At 65.1% G+C, this 15,314-nt stretch carries 13 protein-coding genes, 1 pseudogene and 1 riboswitch; of the genes and pseudogenes, 2 read left to right on the plus strand and 12 right to left on the minus strand.

Annotated features, from left to right (window positions below; genetic code table 11):
* Positions 1-1,048, plus strand: a pseudogene (locus WB785_RS01645) (hypothetical protein); the annotation flags it as partial.
* 285 nt (positions 1,049-1,333) lie between these two features.
* Positions 1,334-2,884: a hypothetical protein gene (locus WB785_RS01650; RefSeq protein ID WP_424076960.1), complete on the plus strand. Its 1,551-nt coding sequence runs from the start codon at positions 1,334-1,336 to the stop codon at positions 2,882-2,884.
* An 11-nt stretch (positions 2,885-2,895) separates the two neighbouring features.
* Here WB785_RS01650 and gcvP read toward each other — a convergent pair whose 3' ends face one another.
* The 12 genes from gcvP to secA2 all read right to left on the minus strand — a co-directional run.
* Entirely contained in the window at positions 2,896-5,736 is a 2,841-nt protein-coding gene (gene gcvP, locus WB785_RS01655; RefSeq protein WP_424076961.1) for an aminomethyl-transferring glycine dehydrogenase, read from the minus strand.
* 157 nt (positions 5,737-5,893) lie between these two features.
* A riboswitch (glycine riboswitch) is annotated at positions 5,894-5,991 on the minus strand.
* A gap of 54 nt (positions 5,992-6,045) precedes the next feature.
* Positions 6,046-6,831 (minus strand): hypothetical protein, encoded by a 786-nt coding sequence (locus WB785_RS01660; RefSeq protein WP_424076962.1) that lies wholly within the window; start codon positions 6,829-6,831, stop codon positions 6,046-6,048.
* 57 nt (positions 6,832-6,888) lie between these two features.
* Positions 6,889-7,524 carry a MerR family transcriptional regulator gene (locus tag WB785_RS01665; protein WP_424076963.1) on the minus strand — a complete coding sequence of 212 codons (636 nt, stop codon included), beginning with the start codon at positions 7,522-7,524 and terminating at the stop codon, positions 6,889-6,891.
* A 288-nt stretch (positions 7,525-7,812) separates the two neighbouring features.
* On the minus strand, positions 7,813-8,307 hold the full coding sequence (locus tag WB785_RS01670) for a bifunctional nuclease family protein (RefSeq protein WP_219069199.1): 495 nt from the start codon (positions 8,305-8,307) through the stop codon (positions 7,813-7,815).
* Positions 8,308-8,414: 107 nt separating this feature from the next.
* Positions 8,415-9,158 carry a MerR family transcriptional regulator gene (locus tag WB785_RS01675; protein WP_424076964.1) on the minus strand — a complete coding sequence of 248 codons (744 nt, stop codon included), beginning with the start codon at positions 9,156-9,158 and terminating at the stop codon, positions 8,415-8,417.
* On the minus strand, positions 9,158-9,631 hold the full coding sequence (gene garA / locus WB785_RS01680; protein ID WP_424076971.1) for a glycogen accumulation regulator GarA: 474 nt from the start codon (positions 9,629-9,631) through the stop codon (positions 9,158-9,160). The genes WB785_RS01675 and garA overlap by 1 nt, the downstream gene beginning before the upstream one ends.
* A gap of 187 nt (positions 9,632-9,818) precedes the next feature.
* Positions 9,819-10,214: a glycine cleavage system protein GcvH gene (gene gcvH, locus WB785_RS01685; RefSeq protein ID WP_424076965.1), complete on the minus strand. Its 396-nt coding sequence runs from the start codon at positions 10,212-10,214 to the stop codon at positions 9,819-9,821.
* A 35-nt stretch (positions 10,215-10,249) separates the two neighbouring features.
* Positions 10,250-11,128 (minus strand): DUF881 domain-containing protein, encoded by an 879-nt coding sequence (locus tag WB785_RS01690; RefSeq protein ID WP_424076966.1) that lies wholly within the window; start codon positions 11,126-11,128, stop codon positions 10,250-10,252.
* 16 nt (positions 11,129-11,144) lie between these two features.
* The gene (locus WB785_RS01695; RefSeq protein WP_424076967.1) at positions 11,145-11,477 is read right to left on the minus strand and encodes a small basic family protein; all 333 of its coding nucleotides are present in this window, start codon (positions 11,475-11,477) and stop codon (positions 11,145-11,147) included.
* Positions 11,478-11,508: 31 nt separating this feature from the next.
* Positions 11,509-12,432 (minus strand): DUF881 domain-containing protein, encoded by a 924-nt coding sequence (locus WB785_RS01700; RefSeq protein ID WP_424076968.1) that lies wholly within the window; start codon positions 12,430-12,432, stop codon positions 11,509-11,511.
* Entirely contained in the window at positions 12,419-13,045 is a 627-nt protein-coding gene (locus WB785_RS01705; RefSeq protein ID WP_424076969.1) for a CDP-alcohol phosphatidyltransferase family protein, read from the minus strand. Before WB785_RS01705 ends, WB785_RS01700 begins: the two co-directional genes overlap by 14 nt.
* A gap of 27 nt (positions 13,046-13,072) precedes the next feature.
* Positions 13,073-15,314, minus strand: a 2,242-nt coding sequence (gene secA2 / locus WB785_RS01710) for an accessory Sec system translocase SecA2 (protein ID WP_424076970.1), incomplete at its 5' end; no start/stop codon positions are given.

Consider the following 15,314-nt stretch of genomic DNA (forward strand, 5'->3'; position numbering starts at 1 on the left):
CAGCGGCGCCGTCCGCACGCTGATCGCCGGTCAACCCAAGTTGGCCGACAACTCGCTGGCCGAGGCGATGAATGTGCTTGTGCGGCCGGGTGATCCGGCTACGGCCCCGGTGCACGCGGTGGTCACCACCGAACAGCAACTGTTCCAGCGTGGCGAATCGTTGCCCGACGCTAGCGGCACGCTGAGCTCCTGGCTGCCGCCGGGCCCGGCCGCGGTGGCCGACTACCCCGCCGTGCTGCTCAAGGGGTCGTGGCTGTCGCAGGACCAAGAGACCGCGGCCAGCGCGTTCGTCCAGTTCATGCACAAGTCCGATCAACTCGCCGAGCTAGCCAAAGCCGGCTTCCGCGTGCAAGGGGTCAAGCCACCGAAAAGCGACGTCACGAGTTTCGCGGCGTTGCCGTCGACGCTGTCGGTGGGCGACGACTCGATGCGCGCCACGCTGGCGAATACCGTAACCACACCGTCGAGCGGGCCGGCGGCCATTATCATGCTCGAGCAGTCGATGATTACCGATGAAGGCGGCAAGACCCGACTGGCCAATGTGGTTGCTGCGCTTAACAACCGGATCAAGGCTCTGCCGCCCAACTCCGTGATCGGGCTGTGGACGTTCGACGGGAAAGAAGGCCGAAGCGAGGTGCCGGCGGGCCCACTGTCCGATTCCGTCGACGGCAAGCCCCGATCGGACGCACTGACGGCCGCACTGGACAAGCAGCACGCGTCGTCCGGTGGCGCGGTGTCGTTCACCACGCTGCGGCTGCTCTACAAGGATGCGCTTACCAATTACCACGCTGGGCAAACGAATTCGGTGTTGGTGATCACCGCCGGGCCGCATAGCGACCAGACGCTGGGCGGTCAGGGTCTTGAGGATTTCATCAAGCAAAGTAATGACCCGGCCAAGCCGGTGGCCGTCAACGTCATCGACTTTGGCTCCGATTCCGACCGGGAGACCTGGGAGGCGGTTGCGAAGCTGTCCGGTGGCTCCTACCAGAACCTGGCGACGTCGGATTCGCCCGAGCTGGCGACTGCGGTGACCAACTTCTTGAGCTGACCGGCCGTCTGCTGGATGAGCGGCCGCAGCCTGGTGATGCGCCTACGGTTTGTCCGACAATCCGAATCCCCGGGAAGCCGCGAGTCAGGGCGCTGCATGCCTCCACCGGTGTGAGCCACGGTTGAGCACATCCGATATACCGGATTGTTAATCCGATTTCACGGATACCAGGGTTTTTATTGGGCACATGGTGAATTTTTGGGTGTTTTTTAGCTGAATCTCAGGTATGGTCCAACCCAGCTGTGAGGTGAGTCACAGCCGACGCCCAACCGGAGGAGATGTGTCATGCAACAAGCACTTCGCCCCTACGTCACGACTGGTATCGCCTTGGTCGGCGCCAGCATGATTGCTGTCACTCCGGTGGCGGCACCGCCAATCGGTGCACAAGTCCGACCGGTCCGACTGGTCGACGCGTGGTCCGACTTCTTTGCCGAGTCGGCGACCAACTGGCAGAACATTTTCAGCGCCGCTGACTCGTCGGCGATTTCGCAAGTGTCTAGCTTGCTCCTGAGCAATCCCGGCGAAGTGCTTACGGCGTTCTCAAATCTCACGCCAGACATCACCACCCACCTCACCTCGCTGCCGGGACAGATCACGATTGACCTGCCGCCGGGGCTCGCGCTCGGAATCGCAGAACTCGGGGCTTGGGGGGCCGGGCTCACCGCGCTCGGCGAAGTCGCGCCACAATACGCGAGCAACCCGTTCGAGGCCACTGCCACCGTCCTGAATGGCTTCTTCAACGGCCAGGACAACATCAGCCTGCTGAACGGCACCATCACCATCCCGTTCTGGAACGGCCTAATCGCTCCCCTGCAGCCGGTCGACGTGAACCTCAGTCTCACCAACCTCGTGGACGCGCTGGGGCTGGGCGACCTGAAGCTGACTGATCTCGACCTGACCAGCCTGTTGAGTCAGCTCGGCCTGGGCAACCTGACCCTGGGTGGGTTGTTCAACGATCTCGGGCTGAGCTCCGACGGTCTCGGCACCCTGCTGGGCAACCCGAACCTGGGCACCCTGCTGGGTGACCTGGGGCTAGGCAACCTCGGCTTGGGCAGCTTCAGCCTCACCGGCCTGTTGGGCGACTTGGGTCTGGACACGAACGTCAACCTGAACAGTCTGACGCTGGACAGTGTGCTGAGCGCCTTTGGTCTCAACCCGACCGCGGATGTCGGTCTTGGCACCTTCTTGGGCGCTGTGGGGTTAGGTCCCTTCCTTAGCACGGGTCTGGGCACTGAGCTGTCGAACCTTGGCCTGCTAACGGGTCTTGTCACGGACCTCAACACTGCCCTCGGCGGTGCCCTCGGAACCGTCGCCGGCCTCCTGGACCCGATCCTCTCCGGTCTTGGCCTCAGCACCACCACTCTCCTCAACGCCACTAGCCTCGAAACCGCGTTGAACAGTGAGACGATTGGCAGTTTGCTGGGCGGTCAGAGCATCAACGACAGCCTGCAGAGCATACTGACGGCGCTCGGAGTCGGCGGCGTCACGCCGAGCGGTCTAACCGTGGGTGGGTTGCTGGGCGCTCTCGGCTTCTCCAGCGCAACCGGTGACCTGAGCCTGAGCCAACTGCTGGGTGACCTGAATCTCGACGGCCTGAACGTCGGCAGCCTGCTGAACACCGTGAGCCTGGGTGATCTGCTCAACGACCTGGGCATTTCTAACCTGCCGTTAGACCTGACCAACCTGGGCGACATTTCCAACCTGACGCTTGGCGGCCTGCTCGGCGATCTCGGGCTGGGCGACCTGGCCAGCGTCACCGTAGATCCAGTGGGCGGTTTCTTCACTGAGCTGGTGGACGTCGTGCCGCAACAGATCCTCGCGGCGCTGGGTATGTAGCTCAGGCTGCGTTAGGTATAGGCCTCGACCGGCGGGCAGGAGCACACCAGGTTGCGATCGCCGTAAGCGCCGTCGATGCGGCGCACCGGCGGCCACACCTTGGGCCGGAACTCGCGGCCGAGCGGATAGGCGGCCTGCTCGCGGGTGTACGGGTGCTCCCACTTGTCGACCACTAGGCACTCGGCGGTGTGCGGCGCACCCCGCAGCGGGTTGTCTTCAACAGACCACAGCCCGGCCGCCACATTTTCGATCTCGCTGCGGATGGCGATCATGGCGTCGCAGAACGCATCGATCTCAGCCAGGCTCTCACTTTCGGTGGGCTCCACCATCAGCGTGCCGGCCACCGGGAAGCTCATAGTCGGCGCGTGAAAACCATAGTCCGCCAAGCGTTTTGCGACGTCGTCCACGGTCACGCCAGTCGACTTGGTGATCGGCCGCAGATCCAGAATGCACTCGTGGGCGACCATACCGTTCTCGCCGGTGTAGAGCACCGGGTAGTACTCGTCGAGTCGGCGGGCTATGTAGTTGGCCGAGGCGATCGCAACCAGCGACGCGGCCCGCAGACCCGGTGCGCCCATCATCCGGATGTACGCCCAGGTGATCGGCAATATCGATGCTGACCCGTATGGCGCCGACGAGACCGGCGGCCCCTGCGGCAGTTCGGGTGCCAGCGGGTGGCCCGGCAGGAACGGCGCCAGATGTGAGCGCGCCGCCACCGGTCCGACGCCCGGGCCGCCGCCGCCGTGCGGGATGCAGAACGTTTTGTGCAGGTTCAGGTGGCTGACGTCGCCGCCGAATTTCCCGGGTCGGGCGAGCCCGACCAGCGCGTTGAGGTTGGCGCCGTCGACATAGACCTGACCGCCCGCGTCATGAACGGCGGCGCAGATCTCGGCGATATCGTGCTCGTACACGCCGTGCGTCGACGGATAGGTGATCATCAGCGTCGAAAGCCGCTCGGCGTGTTCGCTGACCTTGGCGCGCAGGTCGTCGAGGTCGACATCGCCATTATCGCGGCAGGCCACCACCACGACCCGCATCCCGGCTAACGCCGCGGACGCAGCGTTGGTGCCATGCGCGCTGGACGGAATCAGGCACACGTCGCGCTGCGGTTCGCCACGGCTGGCGTGGTAGGCATGGATCGCCAGCAGCCCCGCGTACTCGCCCTGCGATCCCGCGTTGGGTTGCAGCGACACCGCGTCGTAGCCGGTCATCTGCACCAGCCAGGTCTCCAGATCAGCGATCAGGCGCCGCAGGCCCGGAGTGTCCGATGCCGGGGCGAAGGGATGCTGGTGGGCGAACTCCGGCCAGGTGATCGATTCCATTTCTGCTGCGGCGTTGAGTTTCATCGTGCACGAGCCGAGCGGAATCATGCTGCGGTCCAACGCAAGGTCTTTATCCGCCAGCGCACGCAGATAGCGCATCATCGACGTCTCGGTGCGATACCGGGTGAACGCCGGATGGGTCAGAAACTCCGACGTCCGGCCCGCCCCGAGGCTGGCGTCAAGAGCGCAGTGTTTGGTGGCCGATACACCGAAAGCCTCCAGGACTGCTGCAACGTGCTCGTCTGTCGTCGCTTCGTCGCACGCCACCGACACGTGGTCGGCGTCGACGCGCCACACGTTGATGCCGTTGGCCTTGGCGGCCGCGACTACCTCGTCGGCGCGTCCGGGCACGCTGGCCAGCACAGTATCGAAGTACGTGTCATGCACCAGTGCGTCGCCGAGTGCGGCAGCGATCGCCTCGGCATGAGCGTGCACCCGCCGGGCGATCCCGGCCAGCCCGTCCGCGCCGTGGTAGCTGGCATACATCGCCGCCATCACCGCCAACAGGACCTGGGCCGTGCAGATGTTGCTAGTCGCCTTGTCCCGACGGATGTGCTGTTCGCGCGTCTGCAGCGCCAACCGGTAGGCCGGTGAGCCGTCGGCGTCGACAGAAACACCGACCAGCCGGCCAGGCAGTTGACGGGCATGCTTGGTGTGCACCACCAGGTACCCGGCATGTGGACCGCCGAATCCCATTGGCACACCGAATCTTTGGGTGTTACCGAATGCCACATCGGCGCCGATCTCGCCCGGCGGAGCGAGCAGCGTCAGTGCCAGCAGGTCCGCGCCGATGGCCACTAAAGCACCGCGCTCATGTGCCTGCGACACCAGCGCAGACCAGTCGGTGACCCGCCCGCTGGCTCCCGGCAGCTGCGCGATGACGCCGAAGAACTCGCCGTCGGGCAGGCCGTCTCGCAGATCGGCGGTGACGATCTCGATCCCCAGCGGCTCGGCGCGGGTGGCCAGTACCGCGGCGGTCTGAGCGAACACGTCAACGTCGACAGCCAGCCGGTTGGTGTTGCCTTTAACCGCGCGGTGCATCAGCGTCATCGCTTCGGCGGCGGCGGTGCCCTCGTCGAGCATCGACGAGTTGGCTACTTCGAGACCGGTCAGGTCGGCGACCACGGTCTGGAAGTTCAGCAGAGCCTCCAGCCGGCCCTGGCTGATCTCCGGCTGGTACGGGGTGTAGGCGGTGTACCAGGCCGGGTTCTCCATGATGTTGCGCAGCAATACCGGCGGCGTGAGTGTGTCGTAGTAACCCTGCCCGATCATCGACACCGCGTCGGTGTTGGTATCGGCCAGCGTCCGCAGCTCGGCCAGCGCCTGCGCCTCGCTGGCCGGCGGGGGCAGCTGATCCAGACCGGGTGCAGCGCCGGTGTCGGTCAACGTGTCGAGGATCCCGGCGGGCACCGCACGACGCGCCAACTCCTCCAGGGAGTCGACACCGACGACCTCGAGCATGGCCGCGACGGCGTCGCTGTCCGGACCGATGTGTCGGTCGGCGAAAAGCGGGCTGGTGTGGTCGGACACTCTGGCGGACTCCTGACGTCAGGCGGAACTGCACGTGCGGTGCGTTCCTCTCCCTCTGTCGTCTACCCGAACCGGGTGCCTGAGAGATTCGACATTCGCATGTCTTTCCCCATGGGCGGGCGACCCGATCAAGGGCCACCGCTTTCCAGAGGCATCGGGGTCTGGCACGGTCCGGGTGCCTGAGAGGTTGACGGAGAGGTATTGCTCCTTCGGCGTCCGTGGCTGGCAGCTACGGAACTCTCCCGCACCAGAGCGATGCGAAGCCGATCTTACCGCTACGCGGCGGCGATGGGCGGACGCGGCGTAGTGCTAGGCGGCTGCGCTCGGAACTTCTTTCTCGCCGGGGTGCTGTCCGGGGCGCTGCGGCAGGACAATGATCGCCGCGACGATCAGCGCCGCGATCACCGCCGACGCCAGCGGGCGGCTCACGTCCAAGCCGCCGTTGTTGACGGGTTTGTCGAGGAAGTCGCCCACGGTGGCGCCGAGCGGCCGGGTAAGGATGAAGGCGACCCAGAAGAGCGTGACGCGCGAGATGCTGGTCCAGAAATACAACGCGGCGACCACGACGAGCCCCGCGCCGAACACCAGCGCACCACGCTCGTAACCAAACCCACCGGTGTCGGCGAGCCAGTCACCGAGGGCGGTGCCCAGCGTCTGCGAAAAAGTGATTGTGGCCCAGTAGAAGCCCTCGGCTTTCGGCGTCGTAACCGTATCTACCGACACCGTTCCCGCCGACCAACGCCAGAGGCCCAGCGTGGCCAACACACAACACAACAGCACCAGCGATCCACCCGTGTAGCCAATCCCCAGCGATCGGTCGGCGAAGTCGGCCAACGTGGTGCCGAATGTCGTCGAGGCAACGATCGCCCCCCAGTACAGAAGCGGATGGAAACGCTTGGCGGCGATCTGCACGGCAACCAGTACCACCAGCGCCACAGCGAACAGCCCGACTCCGGCCAGATAGCCCCAGTTCAGCGTCATCGTGACCGTGTCGCCGGCGGTCTCGCCGAGCGTCGTCGCGAGGACCTTGATCACCCAAAAGCCCAAGGTGACCGCTGGCACCTTGCTCAGCGCCTGTTTGGCAACCTCATTCACACGGCTGACGGTACGCAGCCGAGTTGAAACGACGCTGAGATAGGCGGTTAGCTCGGGTTAACCGATCTTGCGGTCGCGGTGCTTGCGCCGGGAGGCAAGCTCGTCTTCCGGCGCGGCGATCGACTCGCCGCCGTCGGCGCGCTCGCCGGGGAAGTCGGCGATAGCGCCGGTCAACTCCCGCATCGCCCCGGAGACGGCAATGCCGAACACGCCCTGTCCGCCTTGCAGCAGGTCCACGACCTCTTCGGCCGACGTGCACTCGTAGACCGTGGTGCCATCGGAGAACAGCGTGATATTGGCCAAATCCTGCACACCGCGCTGGCGCAGATGATCGACCGCGACGCGGATGTTATGCAGCGAGATGCCGGTGTCCAGCAGCCGCTTCACGATCTTGAGCACCAGAATGTCTTTGAACGAATACAGCCGCTGGCTGCCGGATCCAGCCGCACTGCGAATCGATGGCACGACCAGCGACGTGCGGGCCCAGTAGTCCAGTTGGCGATACGTAATGCCGGCGATTTGGCATGCACTCGGGCCCCGATAGCCCACCAATTCGTCAGGCACCGAGTCGTCGGGAAACAAGCCGGCTTGCACCGGTTCGCGGACGGCTGGTTCGGGGCGGCTTGCTGCGGGGTCGTCGATCGCGGTGACGGACTCGAGGTCCAATTGGTCGTGACGTGGTTGGTCTCCCACGGTGCTTCCTCTCGCCGATCACGCTCGTTAGCGGGCTGCCGGTAGCCGCGATTGCTCAGCCGAGTGCTTGTGAGCATACGCTTTTCGACACGCTGCGGTGCTTCTAGAACTAATCAGGCACTAATCAGTTCGAGATCAAAGTATGGCGGTCGTCGCGATGACTCCACGCTATCCAAAGGGCGTGTCGAGGTCGAACTCGCAGATGAGACGCATCCGTGATATTGGAGGCTTCGACATAGCGCTGCTTGACCTGCGCCGACCGCGTTGCTGACGCGCAGCGCAGAGGCCCTAGGTGGCCTTGAAATCGTCGGGCGACACACTGTCTAAAAACTCTTTGAACTTCTCCACCTCGTCTTCGCGAACCGCGGTGGAGGGCTCGTCGTCGCTCTCGTCGGGAATCAGCAGGCCCGCCTCCGCGAGAACCGCCTCCTCGACATAAATCGGGACGCCGACCCGCAAAGCGATGGCCACCGAATCCGATGGCCGCGCCGAAACGGTGATGTTGCGATCAAAGATCAGATCGGCGTAGAACGTACCTTCCTGCAAGTCCACGATCCGCACCTCTTTGAGCGAATGGCCAAGTGCGGCAATGAGATCGCGGATCAAATCGTGAGTCAGCGGGCGCGGCGGCTCGACGCCCTGCTGCTCAAGAGCGATCGCCGCAGCCTCGGATTGGCCGATCCAGATCGGCAGGTAGCGGTCACCGTTGGCCTCGCGGAGCAACAGCACCGGCTGGTTCTGCGGCTGCTCGACGCGAATGCCGACGACGCGAACTTCACCCATCTGTGTCTGCCCTCCGCACGTGCTGCCGTGTCCGTATCAGGCCCTGCTCGACGTCGAGGTGTAAGACCAAGCCGCCGAACACAAGCTGACGAGGAAAGTCTAGTCCTTTAACGGTGCAGAACGTCGCGCACTGCCGACTTGATCAACGACGTGTGCAACGTGATTGCCAGTGCGGCAACTTCTCGCGCCAGGTCGTCGGCGCGGTCACGGGCGCCGGTCTTGCCGGCCTTGACAAGCGGGCCGGCGATTTGCGCGATCAGGTCGGATTGCCGATCAGCGGCCGACCGGAATGCCCTCAGGTGACGCGGTTCGACCCCGTACTCGGCGAGGGCCCGGGCGCACTGCAAGATCACCACCGCGTGCTCGTCGAAGAGCCCGCCTGGGCCGGTGGTGATCACCCCCGCCTTGAGCAGCGCGGTCAACAGGTCGGCGTCGACGGCCGAACGTTCGAGCAGATCTTCGCGGCTGAGCCGGATGCGGGTAGGTGCCACCGCCGCCGGGTCCGAGCCCGGCTCAGCAGGTGCGCCGTTCCCGACCGACACCAATCGCGGTACCCCATAAGGGGATACGGCGAGCGGCAACTCGCCATCCTGCTGGGCGTCTAGCTGGGCTTTGATCACCTTCAGCGGTAGGTACTGGTCGCGCTGAGCAGTCAGGATGAAGCGCAGCCGCGCGCAGTCGTAAGCGGTGAAACGGCGATAGCCCGATGCCGCACGCTGCGGCGTGACGAGACCCTCGGCCTCCAAGAAGCGGATCTTGGAGATCGTCACGTCCGGAAAGTCTGGCCGTAGCAGGTCGAGGACCGCTCCGATCGACATCCCGGCCAGCGCGGGGGTCTCGGGCGCGGTCACTAGCTTCCGGGCCCTCCGTCGTCGTCACCGACCTTGGGGCCGGTCAAGAAGACCAGCCGGAATTTTCCGATCTGGACCTCGTCGCCGTTTGCCAGCACCGCTGAATCGACGGGCTCCCGGTTGACGTAGGTGCCGTTGAGGCTGCCGACGTCCACGACCTGAAACTCATCGGACTCCAACCGGAATTCCGCATGCCGCCGGCTCACCGTCACGTCGTCGAGGAAGATGTCGCTGTCGGGATGGCGCCCGGCCGAGGTGGTTGCCTGGTCGAGCAGGAAGCGAGACCCGGCGTTGGGTCCTCTTTTGACAACCAGCAACGCCGAACCGACCGGCAGTCCCTCCACGCCGGAGACCGCGGTCTCAGTACCCGCTTGTGCGGGAGCGTCCAGTTCATTGAGGAAGTCGGCGCGGAAGACCGATGTCGTCTCCACCGTGACTTCATCAGAGGTCTGGTCGTTTTCCTTCTCCGTCACCCGCTGCTCCTCACTGGCGCCGTTGTCTGGTTGGGTCCGCTCGACCGGTTTCCCACCTGCCTTGACCGTCGATGTGTCGACCGTACCGCGCACGGGAGCCCAATGTGCCCTCCCCCGCCGGATCGGCGGATGCGCCTCACCGCAGCGTGGCGCGCAGTGCCGTCGGCGCAGGGAACCATAACAAGGGTCATTCGGCCAGTGTGGCGCGGTAGGCCTCGGCGTCCAGCAGGGCCGCGAAGTCGTTCTCGAAGGACCCACCGTCGACTTCCAGTTCAAGGAGCCAGCCGGAACCGTAGGGATCCGAATTGACCAGCTGCGAGTTGCCGTCCAGATCGCTGTTGACGGCAACGACTTTCGCCGAAACCGGTGCGAACAAATCCGACACCGACTTGGTCGACTCCACCTCGCCGAAGGACTCCCCCGCGGTCACCTGCGTACCGACATCGGGCAGCTGGACGAACACGACGTCGCCAAGCGCCGACTGCGCGTAGTCGGTGATTCCCACCCGAACGGTGTTGTCCCCGGTACGGCGAACCCACTCGTGGTCAGCGGTGTAGTGCAGATCGGGCGGAATTTCGCTCACGGTGTTCCTGTTCTCGTCGATCGCTCGGGGGTCAATTACTTTCCTGGCTGAGCGTATTGGCGCGGTTTTGGTTGCCGCAAGGCGGTGATGTCGACTTTCTCGCCCTGCTGGACCGACATGGTGCCACCAACACGTTTCACGCTGTCCACCGCGCCGCCGGGAATGTTCATCGCCGCCGCCAGTGTCGGCGGATCGCCAATGGCCAGAACCGAATACGGCGGGATGAGAGTTTTGCCGTCGACGGTCAGCGCACCGGGAGCGCCGACGATCCAGGTGTCGACTCCGGCTCGCACCACCTGATGCCCGTCGCCGATCTGGATCGCCTCGGCGCCGGCAGCCCGTAGTTCGTCGATCACGTCGAGCATCGCTTCAGGCGCCACACCTGGTCCGGGGTCGTCGATCCGAACGGTGACGCCCGGGCCCGTTGCCCCGACGGTGCCGATCAGAATCGACAACGCGGCCAGTCGGGCCTGCGCGTTTTGAATGGCGGCCTGATCGCTGGTGCCCGATGCCTGCAACGAAGACAACGTGCGTTGCAACTCGGCGACTTCGGTATTCAGCGTCGCCTCTCGCTGATGCAGAGAATCCAGCAGCACCAGCAGATCTGCCGGGCGGGCGGTATCCAATGAGTCGCCGGAAGTGTTTTGGCGAACCTGGGTGGCGATGGCGACACCGAGCAGCACGCACAGCATCACCGCCAGCGTGCCGAAGATCGTGCGCCCACGCCGGAGCATGCCGAGCAATCCCCGCGGCTGCAGCTCCCCGATCTCGGGTGGCGGTTGGTGCGGCGGCAGCTCGTGTCGACCGTGCTGCGCAGCCTCGTCGGTGCCGTGGTCGTGTTCCTGCGCGGTCTCGTCGGCTTTGGACTCTGGCGCGTTGTCCTGCGACGTGCCTTCGGGATTGGAGTCGTTCATGTGGGCCTCATGCCAGCTAAGCCCCGAACAGCCGGCGCCGCAGCGCGGCGGCGTTACCGAAGATGCGGATGCCAAGCACGACAATGATCGCGGTCGACAGCTGTGTGCCAACGCCCAGTTTGTCGCCGACATAGACGATCAATGCGGCGACCAAGACGTTGAACACGAACGACACCACGAAAACCTTCGGGTCGAAAATCCGCTCCAGATAGGCCCGTAACCCGCCGAACACCGCATCCAGCGCGGCGACAACCGCGATCGGCAAGTACGGCTGGACGACTTCAGGCACGCTGGGATGGAATACCAAACCCAGCACGATCCCGACCACTAGCGCCGCGATACCGATCATCGGTGCTCTGCTCCCCTGTGAAATTTCAGCACTAAGACCCAATCTTCTTGGCGAACTTGACATCTCGGACTGCGCCGGCGGGCAGCGTGAGGTCGTCGCGGGCGCTGACGTCGACACCGACGCTGTAAGACGCCTCTAACAGCCGTAGCCGGCGCAGGCCGGGGCTGTTATTGAAAACATCCTGCATGGAGTGTGGGGGTCCGACCGCCAGGACCCTGTACGGACTGCTGATCGGATTATTGTCGACCAGAATCGCGCCGCCCGCCTGCCGGATGGTCACGTTCGGCCCGATCCGGACACCGCCGACAGAGATCGCTTCAGCGCCGCTGGCCCACAACGAATTGACCACCAGCTGCAGATCCCGGTCGAGAATGATCTGCCGACTTCCGGCCACCCGCTGCTTGGACACGTCAGAAAGGTTCGGAGCGAGCCCGGGATCGGTGACCGTCACGCTCAGACCTGGGCCGGTGACCGGGGTGCTCGCCGCGGCAAGGCTGAGCCGGTCAAGGTTGGCGAGCAGTCGCTGGCCCTGAGCATCTTCGGCCAACGCTCGGCGCTGGACGTCATCCCGTTGCGCGGTCAGCGCGTTGCGGCGTGCGGTCAGGCCGCTGGTCGTCGTCTCCTCTGAGCGCACGCTGCCTGCCAGGACCCGTTGGGCCGCACTGACCCCCGGCGCGACCAGCCGAGCCTGGGCGACGGCGCCAGCGAACACCGTGGCTACCAGCAAGGCCGCCAACGCTTCCCAGACCCAGTTCGAAACGCGGGCTCGGCCGGTCTGCGGTTCGCCGGAGCGGTCCCGCTTGGCCGCTGCGGCCGCGTAACCGGGGTCGAGGTGCTCGGAAAGCAGGGCACGCAGCAGCGACGGCACCGGAATGAACTGTGGGCGCCCCGCCTCATGTGCGCTGAGGCCCGCGTAGGGGTCGTAACCGCCGAGCGCCTGTTCACCCATCGACATCTGCCCTGCTTGTCAGCGTCTTTCGGCGGCCGGGCCGCACCGGAGGCAGTCGGCGCATCACCAACACCACCTGCACCGCGTACAACACGAACGACCACAGGTAGAAGTACGTGCCCCAAATCAGAAAGGCCCAGCCGCAGGCCAGGATCACGCGACTCCACGTGGCGTCGTAATGGCCAAGCAAAATCAGCGGAAAGGCCGACATCAGAGCAAAAGTCGCGGCCTTGCCGATATAAATCACCGGCAGTGCGGTGAACCCGCGGCTGCGCAGCAGCGGCAGCTCCGCGGCCAGCAGCAAGTCCCGGGCCAGCAGAACAGCGATGATCCACCATGGCACGATGCCCCGCAGCCCGAGAGCGATGGGGACGGTCACCATGTAAAGCCGGTCGACGGCCGGATCCAGATACTCCCCCAGTTTCGACGACTGGTTCAGCAGCCGGGCGATCTTGCCGTCAGCCCAATCCGATGCGCCGCTGAACATCAAGACGGCCACTGCCCAACCGTCGGAATGCGCAGCCAGCAGCAGGTAGATGAAGACCGGGATCAGCACCAGACGGAGCCCGCTCAGCAGATTGGGCACCGTCAGGAGCCGATCGTCTGCGGCGCGCTCCATGAGCCGTGACCTTAGCTCGCTTCAGCCCTAGCGGAAGATGCCGGGCAGGCTCAGCGCGGAAAGCGAGTCGTCCGACAACGGGTTGTCGTGCACCATGTACGTCCACGTCGACGTCGGGCGGGCCAGCTTGGACAGGTCCACGCCGGGCTCGTCCTCGATCGTCGGGGAGGTTTCGAACGTCTGCTGGGCCGCTTCGATGGCATCGGCAGCCAGCGACGCGAAGGCGTCCACGGCCATCCGGTGAAATTCGTCCAGCGGGTTCTGCCGGCCCAGGGCCCGCAGGTGGATGCTTTCCCGGATGTCGGCGAGATAGGCAAGATGGTCGGCCCAGCCGCGGTCGAGGTGATACAGCATGATCAGCCGGCAGACCATTTCCAGGCGGTCTTCCGACAGGTCCTCGGAGAGCTCCTCGTAACGCTCTGGCGCCAGTTCGGCCAGTTCCTCACGGGCGGCGGCGCTGCTGAGCAGCGTATTGCGCCGCTCCACGATGATCGCGCGTTGCTGAGCGATCAATTGGTTGTAGCGCCAGGTGTTTGCGTGCACGTCGAGCAGCCGTCCCTCGGCGACCCGCTGGGCGTGTTCCAGCAGTCCGGCCACCTTGGAGCTGACGATGCGGCCGTCCTCGTCGGTCTGCATGGGCAGCTTGTTGGGTTCGAGGTTTGCCGCGGCGACGTCGTCTTCCCAGCTGGAGAAAAACACGGATGAACCGGGATCGCCTTGGCGGCCGGCGCGTCCGCGTAGCTGGTTATCCAACCGCTCGGTGTTGTGCCGGCCGGTGCCGATTACGTGCAACCCGCCCAGCTCGACCACCTCTTTTTTCTCAGGCGCATGGTCGCTTATATCGGAGCCGCCGAGCCGGATGTCAGTACCGCGGCCGGCCATTTGGGTCGAGACGGTGACCGCCGCGAGCTTCCCGGCCTCGGCGATCACTCGGGCTTCCTCGGCGTCGTTCTTGGCGTTGAGCACCACCGCGGGAACCCCACGGCGCTGCAGCCGCTCGTGCAGCTCTTCGGATTCGGCCACGTCACGGGTGCCGACCAGCACCGGCTGTCCGGTCTCGTGCACATCGATGATGTGGGCGATGATCGCGTCGTTTTTCGCCGCTGCGGTGATGTAAACCCGGTCGGTCTCGTCCTCGCGGATGTTCGGCGTGTTCGGCGGTATCTGGGAAACGCTGAGCTTGTAGAACTGCCGCAGCTGCTCGCCGGCGGCCAACGCGGTGCCGGTCATGCCGCACACCGTCGGATAACGGTTGACCAGCGCCTGCACCGTGATGGTGTCCAGCACTTCGCCGGTCTCGGTGGTCTCGATGCCTTCCTTGGCCTCGACCGCCGCCTGTAGACCGTCGGGCCAGCGTTGCAGCTGGGCGATGCGGCCACGGGAGGCGTTGATCAAGTGCACGGCGTCGTCGCGCACGATGTAGTGCACGTCGCGGTGCAGCAAGACATGCGCGTGCAGCGCGACGTTGACCTCGGTAAGCGTGGTGCCGACGTGCTCTTCGGAATACAAATCGATTCCGCCCAGCTGTTTTTCGACTTTGTGCGCGCCGGCCTCGGTCAGGTGGACGTTGCGGCTATCGGAGTCGGTGTCGAAGTCCGCGCCGGCTTCCAGCTCGCCGACCAGCCGAATGATCTCCAGCCGTGGGGTTTCGCGATGGGTGGTTCCGGCCAGCACCAGTGGGACCAACGCCTCATCGACCAGCACCGAGTCGGCCTCGTCGATCAGCGCCACATCGGGATTGGGCGACACCAGGTCGGCGACATCGGTGACCAGCTGGTCGCGCAGCACGTCGAAACCGATCTCGTTGACCGAGGCGTAGGTGACGTTGCACTTGTAGGCTGCGCGACGCTCGTCAGCCGTCGATTCGGCGGTGACCCAGCCGACCGTCAGGCCCATCGCCTCCAGCAGCGGACCCATCCACTCGGCGTCGCGGCGAGCCAAGTAGTCGTTGATCGTGACGACGTGGACATGCCGGCCGCCCAACGCGTACCCGGCGGCAGCGATCGCTCCGGCCAGCGTTTTGCCTTCACCGGTTGCCATTTCGATCACATCGCCAGCCAGCATGCGCAGCGCGCCGAGGAGCTGCACATCGAACGGCCTTAGCCCGGTGGCGCGTTCGGCGGCTTCCCGCGCGATGGCCAGGAACTGGGGGATGTCGTCGGCTTCGGCGAGGTCGTCGAGATCGAGCAGGCCCGCGGCTTTGCGCAATTGTTCGTCGTCGAGGCCGGCGGCCTTCTCGTCGTAGTCTGCGGAAGCGCTGGCTTGGGCC

Source organism: Mycobacterium sp., assembly GCF_049585075.1.
Lineage (GTDB): Bacteria > Actinomycetota > Actinomycetes > Mycobacteriales > Mycobacteriaceae > Mycobacterium.

Excerpts from the sequence above, each read along its gene's own strand:
- WB785_RS01650 (WP_424076960.1), top strand. The coding sequence starts at position 1,334 with ATGCAACAAGCACTTCGCCCCTACGTCACGACTGGTATCGCCTTGGTC.
- WB785_RS01670 (WP_219069199.1), bottom strand. The coding sequence starts at position 8,307 with ATGGGTGAAGTTCGCGTCGTCGGCATTCGCGTCGAGCAGCCGCAGAAC.
- WB785_RS01690 (WP_424076966.1), bottom strand. The coding sequence starts at position 11,128 with ATGAACGACTCCAATCCCGAAGGCACGTCGCAGGACAACGCGCCAGAG.
- WB785_RS01695 (WP_424076967.1), bottom strand. The coding sequence starts at position 11,477 with ATGATCGGTATCGCGGCGCTAGTGGTCGGGATCGTGCTGGGTTTGGTA.
- WB785_RS01700 (WP_424076968.1), bottom strand. The coding sequence starts at position 12,432 with ATGTCGATGGGTGAACAGGCGCTCGGCGGTTACGACCCCTACGCGGGC.
- WB785_RS01705 (WP_424076969.1), bottom strand. The coding sequence starts at position 13,045 with ATGGAGCGCGCCGCAGACGATCGGCTCCTGACGGTGCCCAATCTGCTG.